This is a genomic window from Kribbella sandramycini (genome assembly GCF_013131805.1).
GTDB classification, from domain to species: domain Bacteria; phylum Actinomycetota; class Actinomycetes; order Propionibacteriales; family Kribbellaceae; genus Kribbella; species Kribbella sandramycini.
Genome location: NZ_JABJRC010000008.1, coordinates 256,022 through 272,298 on the forward strand (window position 1 = coordinate 256,022; position 16,277 = coordinate 272,298).

Annotated in this window: 15 protein-coding genes; 4 read left to right on the top strand and 11 right to left on the bottom strand. The window is 69.2% G+C overall.

What is annotated here, in order from left to right:
• Window position 1 precedes the first annotated feature (1 nt).
• The 10 genes from mobF to HPO96_RS29360 form a co-directional block, all read right to left on the bottom strand.
• Window positions 2–4,651, bottom strand: a complete 4,650-nt coding sequence (gene mobF / locus HPO96_RS29315; RefSeq protein ID WP_202886554.1) for a MobF family relaxase — start codon at window positions 4,649–4,651, stop codon at window positions 2–4.
• A 220-nt stretch (window positions 4,652–4,871) separates the two neighbouring features.
• Window positions 4,872–6,476: a DUF2637 domain-containing protein gene (locus HPO96_RS29320; protein WP_171677598.1), complete on the bottom strand. Its 1,605-nt coding sequence runs from the start codon at window positions 6,474–6,476 to the stop codon at window positions 4,872–4,874.
• Complete coding sequence (locus HPO96_RS29325; RefSeq protein ID WP_171677599.1) at window positions 6,476–7,180, bottom strand: hypothetical protein; 705 nt, start codon at window positions 7,178–7,180, stop codon at window positions 6,476–6,478. Before HPO96_RS29325 ends, HPO96_RS29320 begins: the two co-directional genes overlap by 1 nt.
• Window positions 7,180–7,443, bottom strand: a complete 264-nt coding sequence (locus HPO96_RS29330) for a hypothetical protein (RefSeq protein ID WP_171677600.1) — start codon at window positions 7,441–7,443, stop codon at window positions 7,180–7,182. The genes HPO96_RS29325 and HPO96_RS29330 overlap by 1 nt, the downstream gene beginning before the upstream one ends.
• A complete protein-coding gene (locus HPO96_RS29335) occupies window positions 7,440–7,844 on the bottom strand; it encodes a hypothetical protein (protein ID WP_202886555.1) in 405 nt (134 codons plus the stop codon). Before HPO96_RS29335 ends, HPO96_RS29330 begins: the two co-directional genes overlap by 4 nt.
• Window positions 7,841–10,237, bottom strand: coding sequence for a type IV secretory system conjugative DNA transfer family protein (locus HPO96_RS29340; protein WP_171677601.1), 2,397 nt, complete (start codon window positions 10,235–10,237; stop codon window positions 7,841–7,843). The genes HPO96_RS29335 and HPO96_RS29340 overlap by 4 nt, the downstream gene beginning before the upstream one ends.
• A complete protein-coding gene (locus tag HPO96_RS29345; protein ID WP_171677602.1) occupies window positions 10,234–10,554 on the bottom strand; it encodes a hypothetical protein in 321 nt (106 codons plus the stop codon). The genes HPO96_RS29340 and HPO96_RS29345 overlap by 4 nt, the downstream gene beginning before the upstream one ends.
• Entirely contained in the window at window positions 10,554–11,066 is a 513-nt protein-coding gene (locus tag HPO96_RS29350) for a Pycsar system effector family protein (RefSeq protein WP_171677603.1), read from the bottom strand. The genes HPO96_RS29345 and HPO96_RS29350 overlap by 1 nt, the downstream gene beginning before the upstream one ends.
• Window positions 11,063–11,404, bottom strand: coding sequence for a hypothetical protein (locus tag HPO96_RS29355; protein ID WP_171677604.1), 342 nt, complete (start codon window positions 11,402–11,404; stop codon window positions 11,063–11,065). The genes HPO96_RS29350 and HPO96_RS29355 overlap by 4 nt, the downstream gene beginning before the upstream one ends.
• 122 nt (window positions 11,405–11,526) lie before the next feature.
• Window positions 11,527–11,757 carry a helix-turn-helix domain-containing protein gene (locus HPO96_RS29360; protein ID WP_202886556.1) on the bottom strand — a complete coding sequence of 77 codons (231 nt, stop codon included), beginning with the start codon at window positions 11,755–11,757 and terminating at the stop codon, window positions 11,527–11,529.
• Window positions 11,758–11,872: 115 nt separating this feature from the next.
• Here HPO96_RS29360 and HPO96_RS29365 point away from each other — a divergent pair, with 115 nt between their 5' ends.
• From HPO96_RS29365 to HPO96_RS29375, 3 genes are all read left to right on the top strand, one after another.
• Entirely contained in the window at window positions 11,873–12,217 is a 345-nt protein-coding gene (locus HPO96_RS29365; RefSeq protein ID WP_171677605.1) for a GntR family transcriptional regulator, read from the top strand.
• 119 nt (window positions 12,218–12,336) lie between these two features.
• Window positions 12,337–13,557 carry a helix-turn-helix domain-containing protein gene (locus HPO96_RS29370; RefSeq protein ID WP_171677606.1) on the top strand — a complete coding sequence of 407 codons (1,221 nt, stop codon included), beginning with the start codon at window positions 12,337–12,339 and terminating at the stop codon, window positions 13,555–13,557.
• Window positions 13,554–14,114: a flavoprotein gene (locus tag HPO96_RS29375; RefSeq protein WP_171677607.1), complete on the top strand. Its 561-nt coding sequence runs from the start codon at window positions 13,554–13,556 to the stop codon at window positions 14,112–14,114. The genes HPO96_RS29370 and HPO96_RS29375 overlap by 4 nt, the downstream gene beginning before the upstream one ends.
• Before the next feature lie 49 nt (window positions 14,115–14,163).
• Here HPO96_RS29375 and HPO96_RS29380 read toward each other — a convergent pair whose 3' ends face one another.
• Window positions 14,164–14,871 carry a hypothetical protein gene (locus tag HPO96_RS29380; RefSeq protein WP_171677608.1) on the bottom strand — a complete coding sequence of 236 codons (708 nt, stop codon included), beginning with the start codon at window positions 14,869–14,871 and terminating at the stop codon, window positions 14,164–14,166.
• Window positions 14,872–15,211: 340 nt separating this feature from the next.
• Here HPO96_RS29380 and HPO96_RS29385 point away from each other — a divergent pair, with 340 nt between their 5' ends.
• Window positions 15,212–16,165, top strand: a complete 954-nt coding sequence (locus tag HPO96_RS29385) for a hypothetical protein (RefSeq protein ID WP_171677609.1) — start codon at window positions 15,212–15,214, stop codon at window positions 16,163–16,165.
• Window positions 16,166–16,277 lie beyond the last annotated feature (112 nt).

Below are 16,277 nucleotides of genomic sequence, written 5' to 3' on the forward strand. Positions count from 1 at the left end.
TTCAGTGGAGGTCGAGAGCGTCGGCCTGCGGCTGGGCGGTCTCGTGGTGGAGGTCTTCGTGGTGCCAGCGGGCGAGTTCGTCTTCGCGGTGGAGGGCGTCTTCGTCGGCGCGTGCGGCGTCGGCCTGGTCGCGGTAGCGGACCTCGATGAGGGCGCGCTGGGCGCGGCGGACGGCTTCGGCGGCTTCGTCGGCGGTCGGTACGTGGAGCTGGTCGGCTTCGAGCACTCTGCGCTCGCTGGCGGTCGCTTCGCGCAGGTCGAAGGTGTCCGGGTCAGCCGTCGACGCGGTGTCGTCTTCGCCGGCGGCGTTATCGGTGGTGTCCGGTTCGTGGGTGTCGACGATCTCGGCGTCCGCGATGTCGTCGGTGTCGATCGTGGCGGCGACCTCGTCAGGGGTGGGGAGCTGGTCGTGGATCAGCTCGGCTTCGACGAACTCGTCGCCGCGCTGGGCGGTGGCGTAGTCACGTTCGCGGGCCTGGGCCACGTCGAGGAAGTCGTGTTCGTCGCGGACGGTCCAGTCGTCGTGCTGGCGCTGCTCGGCGAGCCATTCGGCGGCGGTCTGGCCGTCGCTGTCCCCGGCGGCGATGTCGACGCCGCGGTCCTTCAGTTCCTGGACGGCCCGGTTGGCGGCGTCCTTGGTGGCGGCTGTGTGCGCGAGCCATTTGCTGCGGGCCTCGTCGACCTGCTCCAGGTGCTCCAGAACAGCTTTGTGGCTGTCGTGGAGGGCCCAGAACTGCCTGGCCTCCGCGGCGGCCCGTTCCAGCGTGTCCTCGTCGCGCGCGCTGATCATCTCGGCTTCGAGCAGCGTGGCGCGCCGTCCCGCTTCCTCGGCGGCCTGACGGGTCGCGGCGAGTTCTTCGCCGACGTAGGCCGGGGCCCAGTTCTGCTCGCGCCGGTAGGCCGCGACCCGGACCCGGAGCTGCCCGACGCTCATCTCGGCTTCGGCGCGCTGCTCGTCGGGAGCACCGATCGCGGTCCAGGCGGCACGCCACGCGGCGTAGGCCTCGGTCTGGCCCGCGCCCGGCGCCGGGCCGATCGCCTGGTCGTCGGAGGTGTAGTCGGCCAGGTCGCGGTATCCGGCGACCGCAGCGGCCCGGGTGATCCACTGCTCGCGGGCGTCGGGCTCCTCGACGCTGGGGCAGGTGCCGATCCGGTGGACCAGCCAATCGGGCTGCTGCTCGGCCAGCTCGAACGCGAGATCGCGCGCCGAGTTGTCGGCCTCGATCGCGAGCCGTTCGAGGTAGGCGGCCCATACGGGGTCGTCCAGCACGGGCAGGCGTTCGCTGTAGGTGGCGCCGATCGGGTCGAGGCGGGTGGTCTTGGTGATCCGGTCGTGGATCACGTTGGACAGTTCGCGGGCGTTGCCGAGGTCACGTCGGCTGATCGCGTCGGTCAGGACTTCCTCCGGGTCGAGGCCTGCCAGCTCGACGCGGCGCAGCAGCGCGGTCAGCGTCGCGGCGCCCGCTTCGGCGGCGAGCTTGGTCCGCTGCGCCGGCGTGAGCAGGCCGTTGATGGTTGCGTTGTCGAGCCATTGCGCGGCCCGGCCGCCGGTGGCCAGGCCGATCGCGTCCGCGAGCAGCTCGGCGGGTGTGCGGTGCCGGGTCGCTTCGGCCGTGTACTCGTCGCGGGCCTGGGTGGCTGAGCGCTGCTGGCGCTCGTCGGAGCTGTCGAACAGGTCCCCGAGCACGGCGCGTGCCGAGCGGCGCAGCGCACGGTTCGTGTCGCCGGTCTCGGCGTCGGCCGCAGCGGCCTGGGTCACCACGAACATCGTGTTCGTGGCCCGGCCTCGGCTGGCCTGGACGTAGAGCGCGTTCAGGGAGGTCGCAGAGGTGACGACGCCGTACGAGGTGTCGACGGTCAGCCCCTGGGCGGCGTGGACGGTCGAGGCGTAGCCGAGGGTCACGTGTTCGGCGACGTAGGCGGCGGGCAGGATCATCGTTCCCCGCTCTTGGTCGTACCAAGGTTCCTCGGTCGGGTCGTCGAGCCCGATCGGGCTGTGCCACAAGACGTCGTCGTCCTTGATCGGGGCGACGCGCAGCGCACCGTCGGGCAGGACTTCGACGACCTGGTACTGGGCCCGGTTGATCGCGGCCTGCTGGTTGCCGAGGTACCCGTTCAGCGACCAGTCGTTCTTGCGGGCCTGGATGATGTCGCCGGCGCCCGCGCGGGTGCCCTGCATCCCGAGGCGAACGGTGGTCTCGTCGTCGACGTAGCCGAGACCGACGAGCCGGGCGCGCAGCTGCGCGGACACCCGGGCGGCCTGTTCGTTGGTGTCGACCATGAGCAGCGAGTTCAGGCCGTTGATCCGGTCGGCCAGCCACGCGTCCGACGCGAGCGTCTCGGCGCGCTCGATGTTGCCGCCGTCGATGATCCGGCCCCGGCGGTGGTACTCGCCAAGGACGCTGGCGTCGCCTTCGCGCAGGCGCAGCGACGCCGGGCCTTCCCACTCCTCGGTGAACCGGCGGGTCTCGGTCAGCTCGTGCACCAGCGCGCCGCCGGCGACCAGGTCGAAGCCGCCCGCGGCGCCGACGGCCGACAGCTGCCGCTGGTCGCCGACCAGGACAAGTTTCGCGTCGTGCCGGTCGCAGTAGGCCACGATGGCGGCCAGGTCGTTGGTGTTGGTCATGCTCGACTCGTCGACCACCACAAGGTCGCCCCCGCGCAGCTTGCGGCCGAGGTCTTCGAGAGTGCCGGTCCCGGCTTCGAGACGGCGCTGCGTGGCCAGCCAGCGCGACACATTCATGGCCGGGACGCCGTCCGCGGCCAAGACGTCGGTGGCGATCTGGGACGCGGCCAGGCCGATCACGCGGCGCTGCTCGCCGCCCGCCCACAGCGACTGATCGGTCCAGGCCGAGGCCAGCGCGCCGACCACCCGGGACTTGCCGGTGCCGGCGGGCCCGATCAGCACCTCGGTCTTCGCGCCGGAGCACAAGATCCCCTGGACGGCGGCGGCCTGGTCCTCGCCCAGCTCCAGGCCGAGACCGGCCAGAACCCGCACGAAGTACTTCGCGTGGCCGTGCAGCATCGCCGGAGCGCCGCCGGTGTAGCCCGCGCGCGCGAGTTTCCGTTCGGCGTTCAGGTGACCGCCGGTCGCGTACGTCGTCCGCCCGGGAGCCTCGTACGACGACTGGCCGTTGGCCAGCCGCAGCTCCGCGGGCAGCTGGTCCGCGCCGGGCTTCGCGATCCCGAGCCGAACGGCCCGGTCCAGGCCCTTGCGGGTAAGCCGTTCGAGCTGCTCGGTGATGTCGTCCGCGTCCAGCCCGCCGAGCGCGTCGGGCAGCGCCAGGCTGATCGCGCGGGTCAGGTCGGCCTCGCGCCACTCGGACTGCTTTTCCTGCACCATCGCCAAGGCCGTCTCGAGGACGGCGTCCTCATCGAAACGCGCGGCCCGTTCCTGGCGCTGATGCTGCGACAAGACGCGCGACGCGACCGTCGCGAGACCGCCGGCGACCTCGGCGCGAAGCTCGCGGTCCCACCGGTCCAGGCGCGCGGCGGCGGTCTCACCGTCGTGCGACTTCGCGCGACGGGTGGCCTTCGTAGCGCGCTCCTGCAGCCGCTCCAGCTCCAGCGCGTTCGGCTCGCGGCCGTAGCGCTGACGGAACTCCGCGACGATCGCGGCGGTCTTCTTGGTGATCGCGACCCGGCGCGAGCTGAACAGGTCCATCACGGCCTGGTCGACGCCCACAACTTCGCGGGCCTCGCCGTCGGGCCGCAGCTTGAACTGCACGCCGAGCGACCGGGTCAGGTGCTGTTCCATCACGCGCTCGCCGACCGCGCCGGCGGCGGCCTTGTACTTGTACAGGCCCTGCCCGTCGATCGTGCGCCACTTCCCGTCAGGGCCCTGGACGCGGTTCAGGATCGCGTTGTGGATGTGCAGCTGCGGGTCGTGGTCGCGGCTGTCGTGCTGGAAGAACGACGCCACGGTCCAGTCGTGCGCATCGGCGTACCGGCCGGACGCGCCGCCGTGATGGCCGATCCGGACGTATCCGGACTTGTCGGCCAGGTACTCCAGGGCCGCGTTGTTCCCGGCCCAGATCGCGGCCTCGACCGCTTCGCGGTGCGCCGTCCAGGTCGCGGCCTCGGTCTCCGCGCGGTGCACCGCCTGCACCAGTGCACGCCGCCGCAACGGGTTCCAGGTGCTCCGGCCAGCTGCACCGAGTGCAACTCGCGCGTCGTTCAGCTGCTTGAGGGCGCGCACCTCCTGGGCCTCGAACGAGGTGTGGAGCACCGTCACCGACTTCTGCACCGAGAACGTCGCGTCGTGGAACGCCACGTTCTTCTGCGCCTTCTTCCCGACCTCGGTGCGCAACTCCTCGCGCCGCTCCGCATCTGCACCGGGCTCCGCAGCCAGTGCAGCCGCGTACAGCTCGGCCTCGGTCTTGTACACCCGCCCGGTGTGCCCGAGCGTGTCGGCCTCGTCCCACAGCGCCGGGTCGCCGAACCGCTCGTCACGCGGGTCCAGGAACCGCTCATACAGAGCCGTCATGTCCTGCGCGTCGACCTCGCCGCGCAGGCCGAGCGCCGCGGCGCCGCGCCCGTACCAGCGCCCCGGCGGCTCGCCGGCGGCCGTCGCGCCGGTGTAGTAGTTCTCGCGACCGGACGCGACAGCGCCGGTCAGATAGTCGGCGCGGTGACCCGCGTGGACGCTCATCACCATGCGGCACCACCCGCCCGAACCGCCCGCCCGGCGGCGACCGAAGCCACCGCGCAGGCCGGGTCCAGCCCAACACGACAAGCGGAGTGAGGGCTCCACTTGATCGTGATGCAATGGTGTGTATCAATGCTTTGCTTCCTCCGGGTCCCTACTTTGGGGATCGCGTGAGGAGTTATCGAGGCTGATCGGATGATCTGCTGAGGCCTGCTGATCTGGTTCATCGGTTGCTGCTCATTTCGAGTTCGTCGGTCTCATTGCTGGGGATCTCGTCGTCGTCTTCGTTGCTGTCGGCATCGGATTCGTCGGTGTCGTTGACCCCGTCGTGGTCGGCGTCGCCGCCGACACGCGGCGACGCCCAACCGGCCAGCGCCTGGAGCCGCTTCGCGCGCGGGAACCCGCAGCCCAGGAGCCGGGTGATCTCGCGCTGGCCCAGCGGCTGGCCGCCGTGCACGCGCCGCGACGCCTCGACCAGCTCCGCCACCGCCGCCTCGTCGTCGTCCTTCGGACCAACCCCCGCACCGCTTCGAGCTGACTCGGAAACAGGTGCACTGATCACCGATGCACTCCTGCTCGCGGCAGCAGCCGGAGCAGCAGCAGTCCTGGACTGCACCGGTGCACCAGTAGCGCGGTGCACCTCCGGGCGGTGCACCGGTGCAGTCGGTGCGTAGTGCGCCGGTGCGGGCGGCTGCACCGCACCGGCGCTGACCGGCTGCACCGCTGTAGCTGCACCGGCACTCGGCGGCAGCAGCGCTGCCTGGTGCAACTGCGTCTGCTGCTGCAGCGCGCCGAACACGAACCCGATCGCCCAGGCCAGCTCCACCGACTCCTCCGCGTCGTCGCTGGAGTCCTCATCGGCGAGCTGATCGGCAGGCGGGTCGATCCGGTCACCGCTGGCCGCGAGCAGCCACAGCACAGCCCAGGCCGGGAAGTCCGCCCGGGGCGCGGGCTCCGGCTCGGCGGTGGGAATGCCGAGCGCGGCGCCGTCGACGACGGCCAGCAGCTCCCCCGCCGACAGGCGGCGTCCGGTCGGCAGCAGCGCGGCGAGCGCGCCGGCGGTGAGGAGTCCGTCGCGGATCGTCTGCAGCGCCGCCGACCGGGCGGCCCTCGCGGAGTCCAGCGGCCACAGCCGCCACGACGGGCAGACCGTCGACAGCCGCGACGACATCCGCACGACCTGCTGAACCAGCGCCCGCGCCTCGATCGGGTCCGTCGTCCCCGTACGGGACAGATGGAGCCACACGCGGGTAGTGATCACCGGCGAGGTGAACCAGGTCAGCGCGGACAGCTTCGCCCGGACCGGCTGCGACAGCTTGAGGTGGAGCCGCAACATGTGCGCGAGCATCTCGACCAGCACCGCGTAGGCCAGCGGCGCGAGCGCGTGCGCGATCGCCTTGTCCAGCTGACCGTTCGCGGCGTCCACGTTCAGCACGACGGTGCCGCCGATGAACACGTACGTCGTGAGCAGCGCGCCCGGAATCCGCCACCCGCGCGTCAGCGCCGCCAGGCGCAGCGCCGTGCAGGCCACCACCATGCCGTCGGCAACCAACGGGACCAGGGCGCTGTCGAACTTGTCGGACACCGCCTGGAACGACTGCACGCCGCCGATCCCGGCGACCGCGAACGCGACCGTGACGGCCACGACGATCAGTACGCGGCGCCCGCCGGCGTTACCGCGCGCCAGCCCACGGACGCCGCGCAGCACCGCCCAGCCGAGCAGGCAGACCGTTCCGGCCGCGAGGGCGACCGCCAGCGCGAGCGCGATCCAGCCCCGCGTCGACGAGGCTTCGCCCGTGACGGCGTCGAACAGATTCGAGAAGTTCATCAGTAGCTCCCGTCTCGTGCCGGAACCGCCGTCAGGCCGTTACGGCGGCCAGCGCGGATCTGGTCCTCGGTCGGGGCCGGGCCGTGGCCCGCCCGGTCGGTGGACCACCAGGTGACGAACTGGTCGAGGTGGTCGACCAGCGGCACAGCCTTCGGGGCGGCGTCCGCCCGCTCTTTGTGAATGGTCAGGTCGCAATTGGAGGAGTAGAGGCCGACGCGGCGCATCACGCCCGGGCGCTGGCGGTCGTGCCAGTCGCCGACCAGCCGGATCGAGGCCTCCGGGCCGTAAAAAGCAGCCGTCCACGCGTCCATGAGCCACACCAGCTCTTCGACGATCTCGGGGTGCCACAGCCAGCACGGCGGCAGCGTCTCGGCCGCGTCGTGGTAACGCAGGTAGGTGTCCTGCATCCACGGCACGAGCTCGCTCAGCACCGCCTTGACGGCGTCCGCGTCATCCTCGGCCAGCCGAAGCCACGACCGCACGGCCACCGGTTCGGTCCCGGCCTTGTGGGTCATCGACATGACCGTCTCGCTGAGGGCGGTGACGATCTCCGCGAGATCGGTCACGGACTGCTTCGAGGCGGTCGTGCGCATCCCGCCCTTGAGGGCCTGCAGGCCTCGGTCGAGCTTCTCGACCTCGCGCGCAACCGCCGCGACGGCCTTCAACGCCGTCGTTTCGGGGTCTTCGTGGTCGGTGTGCTTCATCAGAAGCCCTCCTCTCGGGGTCGGTCGGCGAAGGCGTAGACGGCCTGCCGGAGCGCCTCCGGGTCGACCGCGACCCACCCGGTGATCGCGCCCATGGCGTCGTGCGCAGGGACGGCGTCGACTCCGAGGAACTCCGACAGCTCGTCACAGCTCCAGCGGGCGCGGACCTCGTTGGCGGCATCCGCCGGATTCAGCCGGGCGGGCCGCTCGTCGCCGGTGTGGGTCAGTACGTGGCAGCGGCACTGGCAGGTGGCCGTGATCATGCGCGGGTCTCCTTGACGGTCTGAGGGCTGTGCGAGGAGTCGCGCTGCGGAGCGCCGACGGCCGGGCGAGGGCCGCCGGTGAGGTACCAGACCGGCTTGCCGGTCGAGGTGGCGTACTCGATCTCGCGGCGGGTCGACTCCCCGACGTAGTTGCCGGGGTTGACGACGTAGATCCACGCGGCCAGATCGATCTTGGTCAGGTGCAGCCGGTCCAGTCGGGCCTGGTCGTCCGCGCTGACCGGGTCGCCGTCGTGGACGAACACCCCCGGTGCGAGGACGACGTACCCGGCGAGTGTCAGCTCCCGGTTCACCCGGGCGATGTCGTCGCGGAACCGGGTCGAGCCGCAGATCGTGACCAGTCCACCCGTGGCCGTCACGTTCGTTGCCGCAGGCCACTTCATCGCTGCACCTCCTGCTGGTTCGTGTTCTGGGCAGAGCGTGCGGCGATCGCGACGCGGGCCTTGCGGGCAGCGCGCTTGAGCCGCAGCCACGCCACGGCCTCGCGGACCGGGTCGGCGGCCTCCAGCCGGGCCAGCAGCCCTGCCGTCCGGCGTCCGCCGGGCACCGGCGTCTCGGTGTCGACGACGTGGCCGCCGGCGGCGACGTGGGCGTCACCGGACAGCGGAGCGAGCATCCAGCCGAACCGGCCGACCATCCACTCACCGGTCCGCTCGACCACGGCGGAGATGCCCCGCGCCGCCGCCGCGACGGCCGGACGCCGAGCGAGCCACCGCAGCGCCTGCGCGGCCTGCGTACGGCGGGCGTCGATCCGGCGAGCGAGCTTGGCTCGGCGGACGTCCCACCGCTTGTAGTACATCGGCGCCTTCACGATCGCGGGCGGCATGCCGTTGCAGGTAACCAGCATCTGACCCGCGGTGAGCTGGGCCACCTGGCTCGGCGTGAAGACCTGCGTGCGGCGGGTCGTCTCCGACCGCGATCCGGTCGAGCGGTCCCGGGTGATCGCGGGTTCCTCGCGCTCGCCGGCCAGCGTGGACCAGTACTGCAGGTCCTCGGCGTCACCCGTGCCGCCGAACACGATCTTCGTCGAGGTGTTCGTCAGCAGCGCTCCGGTCGCCGCCGCGTCGAACCGGTCGACCAGCTGGGCGCGCGACTGCGCGGCGATGTGCATGCAGATCCCGCGAGAGCCAAAGTCACCCGACCACTGGTCGAGCGGGATCAGGCAGATCAGCGCCGCCTCGTCCAGCACCATCGACAGGTACGGGTCCAACCGGCCCCCGGGCATCGCGGCCGAGATCGTCCGGGCGTGCCGGGCGATCTGCGCCGTCAGCGCGGTCACCAGCGGCGACGTCTTCTTGTCCTCCGCGCCGATCAGGTACACCGTGCCGGTCTCGGCGAGCAGCTGCGCGACGTCGAACTGCTGCCCGCCCGGCGCCGCCGCAGCAGCGGCCGAAGGGACCGACAGCCACGACAGAGCGGGCATGATCGTCGTCGAGATCGACGACTGGGTGTTCGGGTTGTTCTCGAAGAACTGCGTAGCTTCCTGTGTCATGCCCGCGGCCTGCGGCCCGGCGTTGCGCAGCTCGTACAGCACGTCGCGCTTGGCCTGGTCGGTCGGGTTCGCGACCCACTGCTGGACGTCGTACATCGTGTAGCCGCCCAAGGAGGCCGCGTGCAGCAGCGACTGCAGGGTCTGCTTCGCGAACCCGTCCCACCGCTCGCCTTGGCCGTCGCCCTTCGAGCGGCCGATGCCGTCGATCAGGTCGGCGGCGCGGTCCATCGCCACGGCGGCCTTCTCGCAGCCGACGAGCGGGTTGAAGCGGACATAGGTGACGCCGTCGGCGTCGAGCTGCTCGGCGATCTTCGAGCCCGGCTGCACGATCCCGGACGGGTCGAACACCCACACCGGGCCGCGCTCCTGCCGCCGGCGGTAGGTCAGCGACAGCACGTCGAGCTTGGTCGACGTCGTGATCACCGCGCCTGGCGCGTCGACGACCCAGTTGAGGAGCAGCTGCGTCTTGCCCTTACGCGGTCCGCCGAAGGTCAGCGTGTGGTCCTGCGCCGAACTCCACACACCCATCAGACCGACTCGAGCGACCTTCACGCCGAGCTGCGACTTCGCGACCGTGCGGCGCTTCCACGCCGACACCTCGGCCAGACTCGGCCGCAGCTGCGCGGCCTTACGGCGAAGCACCCGCGCGGACGCCGCCCGGTACACGTCCCACATCGACGCCAGACCATCGGTGTCGCGGCCAGCGCGGCCCAGGCGACGCAGCAGCCCCCGCGAACTCGACCGAGCCATGAAGACCCGGGCCAGTGTCCCGGCCAGGACCAGCACGCCGGCGGCGATCGTCTGCCACCGGTAGCCGTGCGCCGCCACGTCGTTCGGCAGCGCACGCAGCAGGAACCCGGCGAACAGCAGCCAGCCGCCGGTCACGATCCCGGCGCCGAGCGCCGCGTTGATCTGGACCAGCGCGATCGACAGAGCCGTTAGGGCTCCCGCCGCGAACAGCCAAAGCCCGGTACCTCCGGGCGCATCGAGGCGCTGCGCGACCACGCCAGCGAACCCGAGCCACAGCGGCAGCGCGAACAACAGCCCCGGACCGACCCTCCAAAACAGCAGCGCGGACGTCGCCGACGTCAAGGCACCGGCCGCGAGCATCCACGGGCCAGCGACCGCCGCCGGAGCGAACGCGAGCATCCACGGCTTGGCGTCCGGCGCGGACAGCTGGCCGCCCAGAGTCGTCAGCAGGAATCCGCCGACCAGCAGGCCAACCGCGGCCAGCGTGAACTTCGGCATTACGACGCCCTCGCGGGCGTTCGGACGGCGATTCATTCGCCCTCTCCCTTCGGCTCGTCGACCTCGCGCTGGCGGACGCGATCGGTGCTCATCTCGTTGTAGAACCGGCCTCCGTGGCCCAACCGCTGATCGACCTGGCCGACCGTCAATTCGCCGGAGTAGTTCTCCTGCGCGAGGTCGGTCAGCGACTGACCCCGGGCGTCCATCTCGGCGAGCAGCTCGTCGTAGAAGCGCGCGCCGCGGCCCCAATAGCCCAGTCGAATGAGGAGCTCCCGGGCGTCCGTGTAACTGATCCCGTCGCGAGCAGCGAACCTCCGCGACGCCCGGCGGCTCTTCTTGTCCCAGTCGCCCATCAGGAAGCACCCCCGCCCAGCACGGCGACCGTGGTCAGCAGTGCGCCGGCGGCAGCCGCCTGCAGCGACCACCGGGCATACCGGTGCTTCGTCCACGCGATCCCCGCCAACTGCTTGGCCTGATAGATCACGGCGTCCGTCGGCCTCGCGATCAGACCGCCATGCACCGACGGATCGATGTGCTTGCGGATCTGCGTCGTCGACCGCACCCGAACCGCACCGAAGTACAAGAACTCCCCCGGCACCAACGTCAACCCCGGAGCTTTCATACGCGGCGTCACCACGAGCATCGCCGCAACCAGCGCCACCCCGAACGAGACCAGCGCCAGCCCCAACAACACCCGCACCACTACCGGCGCACCATGCGCCTGCGACAGCAACGTCAAAACCACTGCTGCAGCCGCCGTTTCCAGCGTCGCCGCGAACCCGGCCTTCGTGTCCGCCCGGTCGACCGCAGCAGCCGCCGAGTCGTACATCCGCCACGCGAGATCGATGACACTGTGCTCGCTCATCGGACCACCCCCGCCGCAACCACCACGGGCCGGACAAGGCACTTCACCTGCACCGCACGGCCAAACCGCCGCTGCGCCACGCACGCACCGTCCGGAGTGGTAGCAGGGGTCACGCCGAGCACCCGGGCAACCTCGCCCACAACGCCGATCTCCCGCTGCAGACCCAGCGCCGGCGGCACCATCACCGCCGAAACGAACGGCAACGGCAGCCCCGGGTGATCCGCAACGAACGCTGCCAGCTCGAACAACCCCCGAATCACCGCCGCCCGCTCCGGCGACACCTCCAACATCCCAATCCGCGGCACCCACTCGGTGCCAGACCGCACCACGTCCGTCATGCTGTAGACCTCTCGAACTCGTACCTGAGTGACGGGAGAACCGGCCCTGTTCTGGTTGGCGCCTGTGCAGGGCCGGTCCTGACTTGCTGATTGATTGATCGAGCGCTGCTCGACGCCCGGCGTCATGACGCCTGACCACTGATCTCGGCGGCCGAGACTTCACGCCCCGTCGAGATCGCCAGCTCCGCCATCCGCTCAAGCACTCGCGCGGGGACCAGCAATCGCCGGCCGATGCGGACCGCGGGAAACTCCCCCGCGGCGATAGCCCGATAGAGCGTCATCTCCGACATGCCCATCGATCGGGCAACGTCGGCCACCGACAGCCAGTCCGACTTGGACTCGTTGTGCTCCACAACTCCACTCTCCTTCACTTAGCTAGTCTTCACTAGACTAGACTAGTTAACTAGACTCTACAACAGTTCGCCGGCCGACCTGGCTAGCTGATCTAGCTCGGACTACCGTTCAGCTATGAAGTTGGATCACACGTCACCGAACGCGCCCTACGTCCAGGTCGCGGACGCCATCCGCGCCGCTATCGCGAGCGGCGAACTGAAACCCGGGGACAAGCTCCCGTCCGGCCCGAAGCTGGCGAAGGATCTGGACGTCGCAACCATGACCGCGCGGCGCGCCATCGATCTCCTTCGCCGTGAAGGCCTTCTCCGAAGCACCCAAGGTGTCGGCGTATTCGTCACAGCCACCAGTAACAACGTTTCTGTCGAGCAGACTTTGCAAGCGCAACTCGATGACCTTCGCGCCCGCGTTGAGCAACTGGAACAGCTCGCCGGCCGCCCCAGCCTCACGCAACCCGAGTGAGTCGGTTGAACTGCGGCGGTCTAGTGGGGTCATGTGAACCAGTTGACACTGGAGTTGGAAGAAGGACCCGGACAAACTGTCCGGGTGGTCTCAGCCGACTGCTGACCTATCGTTGAGGTATGCGCGGCGTCGGCGATCACCTCAGCATCGGAGAACGCATTGCGTTCTACCGGCAGCGTCGTGGTCTCACGCAGTCGGTACTAGCCAGCCTCGTCGGCCGATCGGAAGACTGGCTGAGCAAGATCGAGCGCGGCGAGCGCGACATCCGCCGGCTCGACCTCCTCGAAGAACTGGCATCGGCACTCCGCATCACACTGGGCGACCTGGTCGGCCAACCAGTACTCCTGGAGGACGAGCACCAACAGGATGACGTCCCGGCCGTGCGCGACGCGCTCATGGCGCCGCAGCGCCTCTCGCGGCGGCTCTTTACAGGGGCTGGCGCTGACTGGCATCCGGACCGGGCCCAGATCGCCAGCCGGACGGAAGGCGCTTGGGACCAGTATCAGCAGGGGCGCATCGGACCTGCGATCACCAAGCTTCCTGACCTCATCCGGGCCGCGCAGGCGCTCGAAGCAAACGACGCCCGCGCCGGCGCCGCGGTGTCGGCTCGAGTCCACCACCTGGCCGCCACGACGCTCACCAAGATCGGCGAGGCTGACCTCGCCTGGATCGCTGCAGAGCGCGCTATGAACGCTGCGGACAGCTCCGACGACCCGCTGGTGCTCGCATCGGCAGCCAGAGCAGGAACACACGCTCTACTTGCCGTTGGTCGGTACGACGACGCGATCCAACTCGGCCAGACCGCCCGCACGTGGTTCACGGACAACGTCCGAGACCTCGACCCGGCCGCACTAAGCCTGCTCGGCATGCTCGACCTCCGCATGGCAACTGCCGCGGCAAGGCGAAATGACCGCTCTACGGCCACCGAACTGCTGGACTCCGCCGAGCGCGCAGCCGACCAGCTCGGCGCCGACGCGAACCACTGGCAGACCTCCTTCGGACCGACGAACGTCAAACTCCACCGGTTGTCTGCCGCCCTTGACCTTGGCGACATCGCGTTCGTCACCGAGCGGGCGCCGCAAGTCGACACCTCGCCGCTGCCAACGGTCCGCCAAGTTGCACACCAGATCGACCTTGCCCGCGCCCTCGCCTACTCGGCGCAAGACGACGCGGCGATCACCGCGCTGCTGACTGCGGAGCAGAAGTCGCCAGCTCTGGTGCGACATAATCCTGCCGTGCGTGAAATCGTCAGGCAGATCCAGAGACGCTCGCCAGTCACGAGCGGCCAGCGTCACTCCGAGATCCTCGCTCTCGCCGAACGCTGCCGGGCGATCCGTTGACCCGCCGCGTCCTCGGCCTGGTCTGCGCCGCCGCCGGCGGAGTCGAAGAGATCCGCGAACGGCTCATCGAACCGATGATCAGCGACGGCTGGACCATCGCGGTCACCCTCACACCGACCGCAGCTACCTGGCTCGAAGCAATTGGCGAAGTCGACAAGATCGCCGCCGTCACCGGATTGCCGGTTCGAAGCACTCCAAGACTCCCGGGCGAGCGCAGCCCGCACCCAGAGGTCGACTGCTACGCAGTCATCCCCGCGACAGCGAACACAGTCGCCAAGCTCGCACTCGGCCTAGCCGACAACCAGGCCCTGACAGCAGTCTGCGAAGCGATCGGCAGACGGCAGCCCCCGGTCGTCGTCTTTCCCCGAATCAACGCAGCACACGCCGGCCAACCAAACTGGCACTCCCACATCCAGGCGCTCTCGGCCGCCGGCGTGCATCTGATCTACGGCGACGACGTATGGCCGCTGCACACCCCCCGCGGCGCACCAGGCCGACAGCTGCCTTGGCCAGCCATCCGAACACGAATTCAGGACGCCGTACCAGCCGGGATGTAAGTCATACTCGCCGGCACGGTGCTGGTCATCCGCCGAGACCGGGGCGCGGTCAGTTGACCTTCGGGACTTGCCCGCGAGGAACGAATCCTTCGAGCAAGTAGCTTTCCGGGCCGAGGAGCTCGACCCATTCGTCGCGTCGGCCGCGCATAGGATGACGCACGATCGGAATCGATTCAATGACGTCACGCAGGTCGACCGCAGAGGCCTGGGGGCTACAGGTGATCCAGTCTGTCGCATCACCCCAGCCCTCGACATCCAGCAGCCGCTGCGTATCACCTATCGCTGGCCCTGTCAGCGCCCAGGCCAACGGGCGAAAGAAGACCTCGGCCAGAGGAAAATGGTCTACTCGTTTCGTCAGAACTCGGTGCATAGCAAATCCGCTTGAGATGCGGCAGAAGTCGTCGGTAGTTGAAGCGATCCGAAGCTCCAGGCCTTCGGGGAGCCGCAGCTCCGGCAGGTCCTCCTGCAGCGCAGCGACGAACGTGGGATGGATCCTACGAAACGACGGCGCGAGGGCGACCATGGCATGTAAGACCGAGCGCGCTACGCGTCCGGGCACGACCTTTACGGACGGCACACCATTCCGCTTCGGGAGAACGAGCCCACCGGGCATCTGTCGCTTATGGATCTCCTCCGCGAAGGAGCCGTAGTCATTGTCGTAGCGGCCGGCCAGTCCGTTGCACGCTGCACAGACAGTCCGGAACCATAACCCACCTTCCAGGGATCGGCTGTGCTTCATGATCTGGTTCTCGATCACGACTCGCGCCCGACGCACGGGGTGACCATTGCCAGCGCATTGAGGCGGCACGTGAGCGCGGGTTAACGGCGCAGATAGGCCGCACACGTGACATGTCGCATCCCGAGGGACCTCGGCTCCAACGAACGTCCTATCCACCACACAACAAGGGTATCCCCCGCCCGTAGATGCCGTCGGCGATCGAGTCCAAGGGGTGGCACGGACCTAGGAACTCTCGTCGGAACAGACCACGGTCGATCCATGTGAACGGCGACTGATACTGCCCCGCTGCGAGTGGGGAGCGCGCCGTTGATACGAGTCTCGCCATTCAGCTCGGTGACTCGGGGGCTATCGTGCCGCCATGAGTTCTGGCGTTCTGTTCAGCGAGGTAGGCGAGAGGACAGCTAGGCGGTTGCGCGTCGCGCGACAGATGCACCGCGCGGCTGAGTCTCTGGCGACGGCCGGCTCGTCCGGCGCAGATCGAGTGTCGGCCGTCGTGCAGTTCGACTTCACCCTTGAGACCGTGGTTCGGGCGTTTTTGTTCGATGCTGGGCGACTGCTCGGCGCGAAGACAGATCCGAAGATTCCAGGCTTCCGCCCCATGCTGGAGAGTGCGGCCGACACACTGAGGAATGCGAGCTTGGCGAACGACGTTCCGGGCCGGTCAGGTTTGGAGCATGTGCGCAGTCTGCGCAACGCCGCACAGCACGAGGCGCGTATCCCCACGGAGGTGGAGGTTCTTGAGTGCCTCGTCTACTCACGGGACGCGGCTGTCGGAATCGCGCGCATCGCGTGGGACGTCGACTTTCTCGCCTACGAGATGGACGCGCTCCGCTCGCCTATCGTGCGACGGTATCTGAGTAGAGCTGCCGAGGCCGAGAGGAACAGCGACCTCATCAGTGCGATGGGGTGGCTTCGTGCCGCGTTCGAACACGCATTCAGCCACGGTGGGGAGAACCTCGTGGGTCCGCCGATCAGGACCGACGTACTCGCGCTCGCTGAGCCGAAGCGGGTCGATGCAAGGAGCGTAAGGGCCGACTTGGAGACCTCATTCCGTAGGTTACAGACGCTTGGCCGCCTCACGGCGTTCGGGATCGATGTGCCGCTGTTCCTCCTCTGGCAACGCCGATTCATCAGAGCGAGCCCACTCAATATCAGCGGCGAACTCATGCGACGCGACGGAGACAGCGACTGGACCGAGAGCGACATCCGTCAGGCGACTGCCTATGTGATCGACTCGGTGCTCAGGATGGAACGGGTCGTCGATGATGTCGATCCGGGCGGCTTCCGCCACGGGGGCTACGACAAGCTATGAGCTAGTCCGCGGCGCTCAGCGAACGGCGACCCGGATACCTGCCAGGTGGCATTCGCCAGGCGCCAGCCTGTCGCTACGTGCCATGGATTCGTGCCATGAACACAGGTCAAAG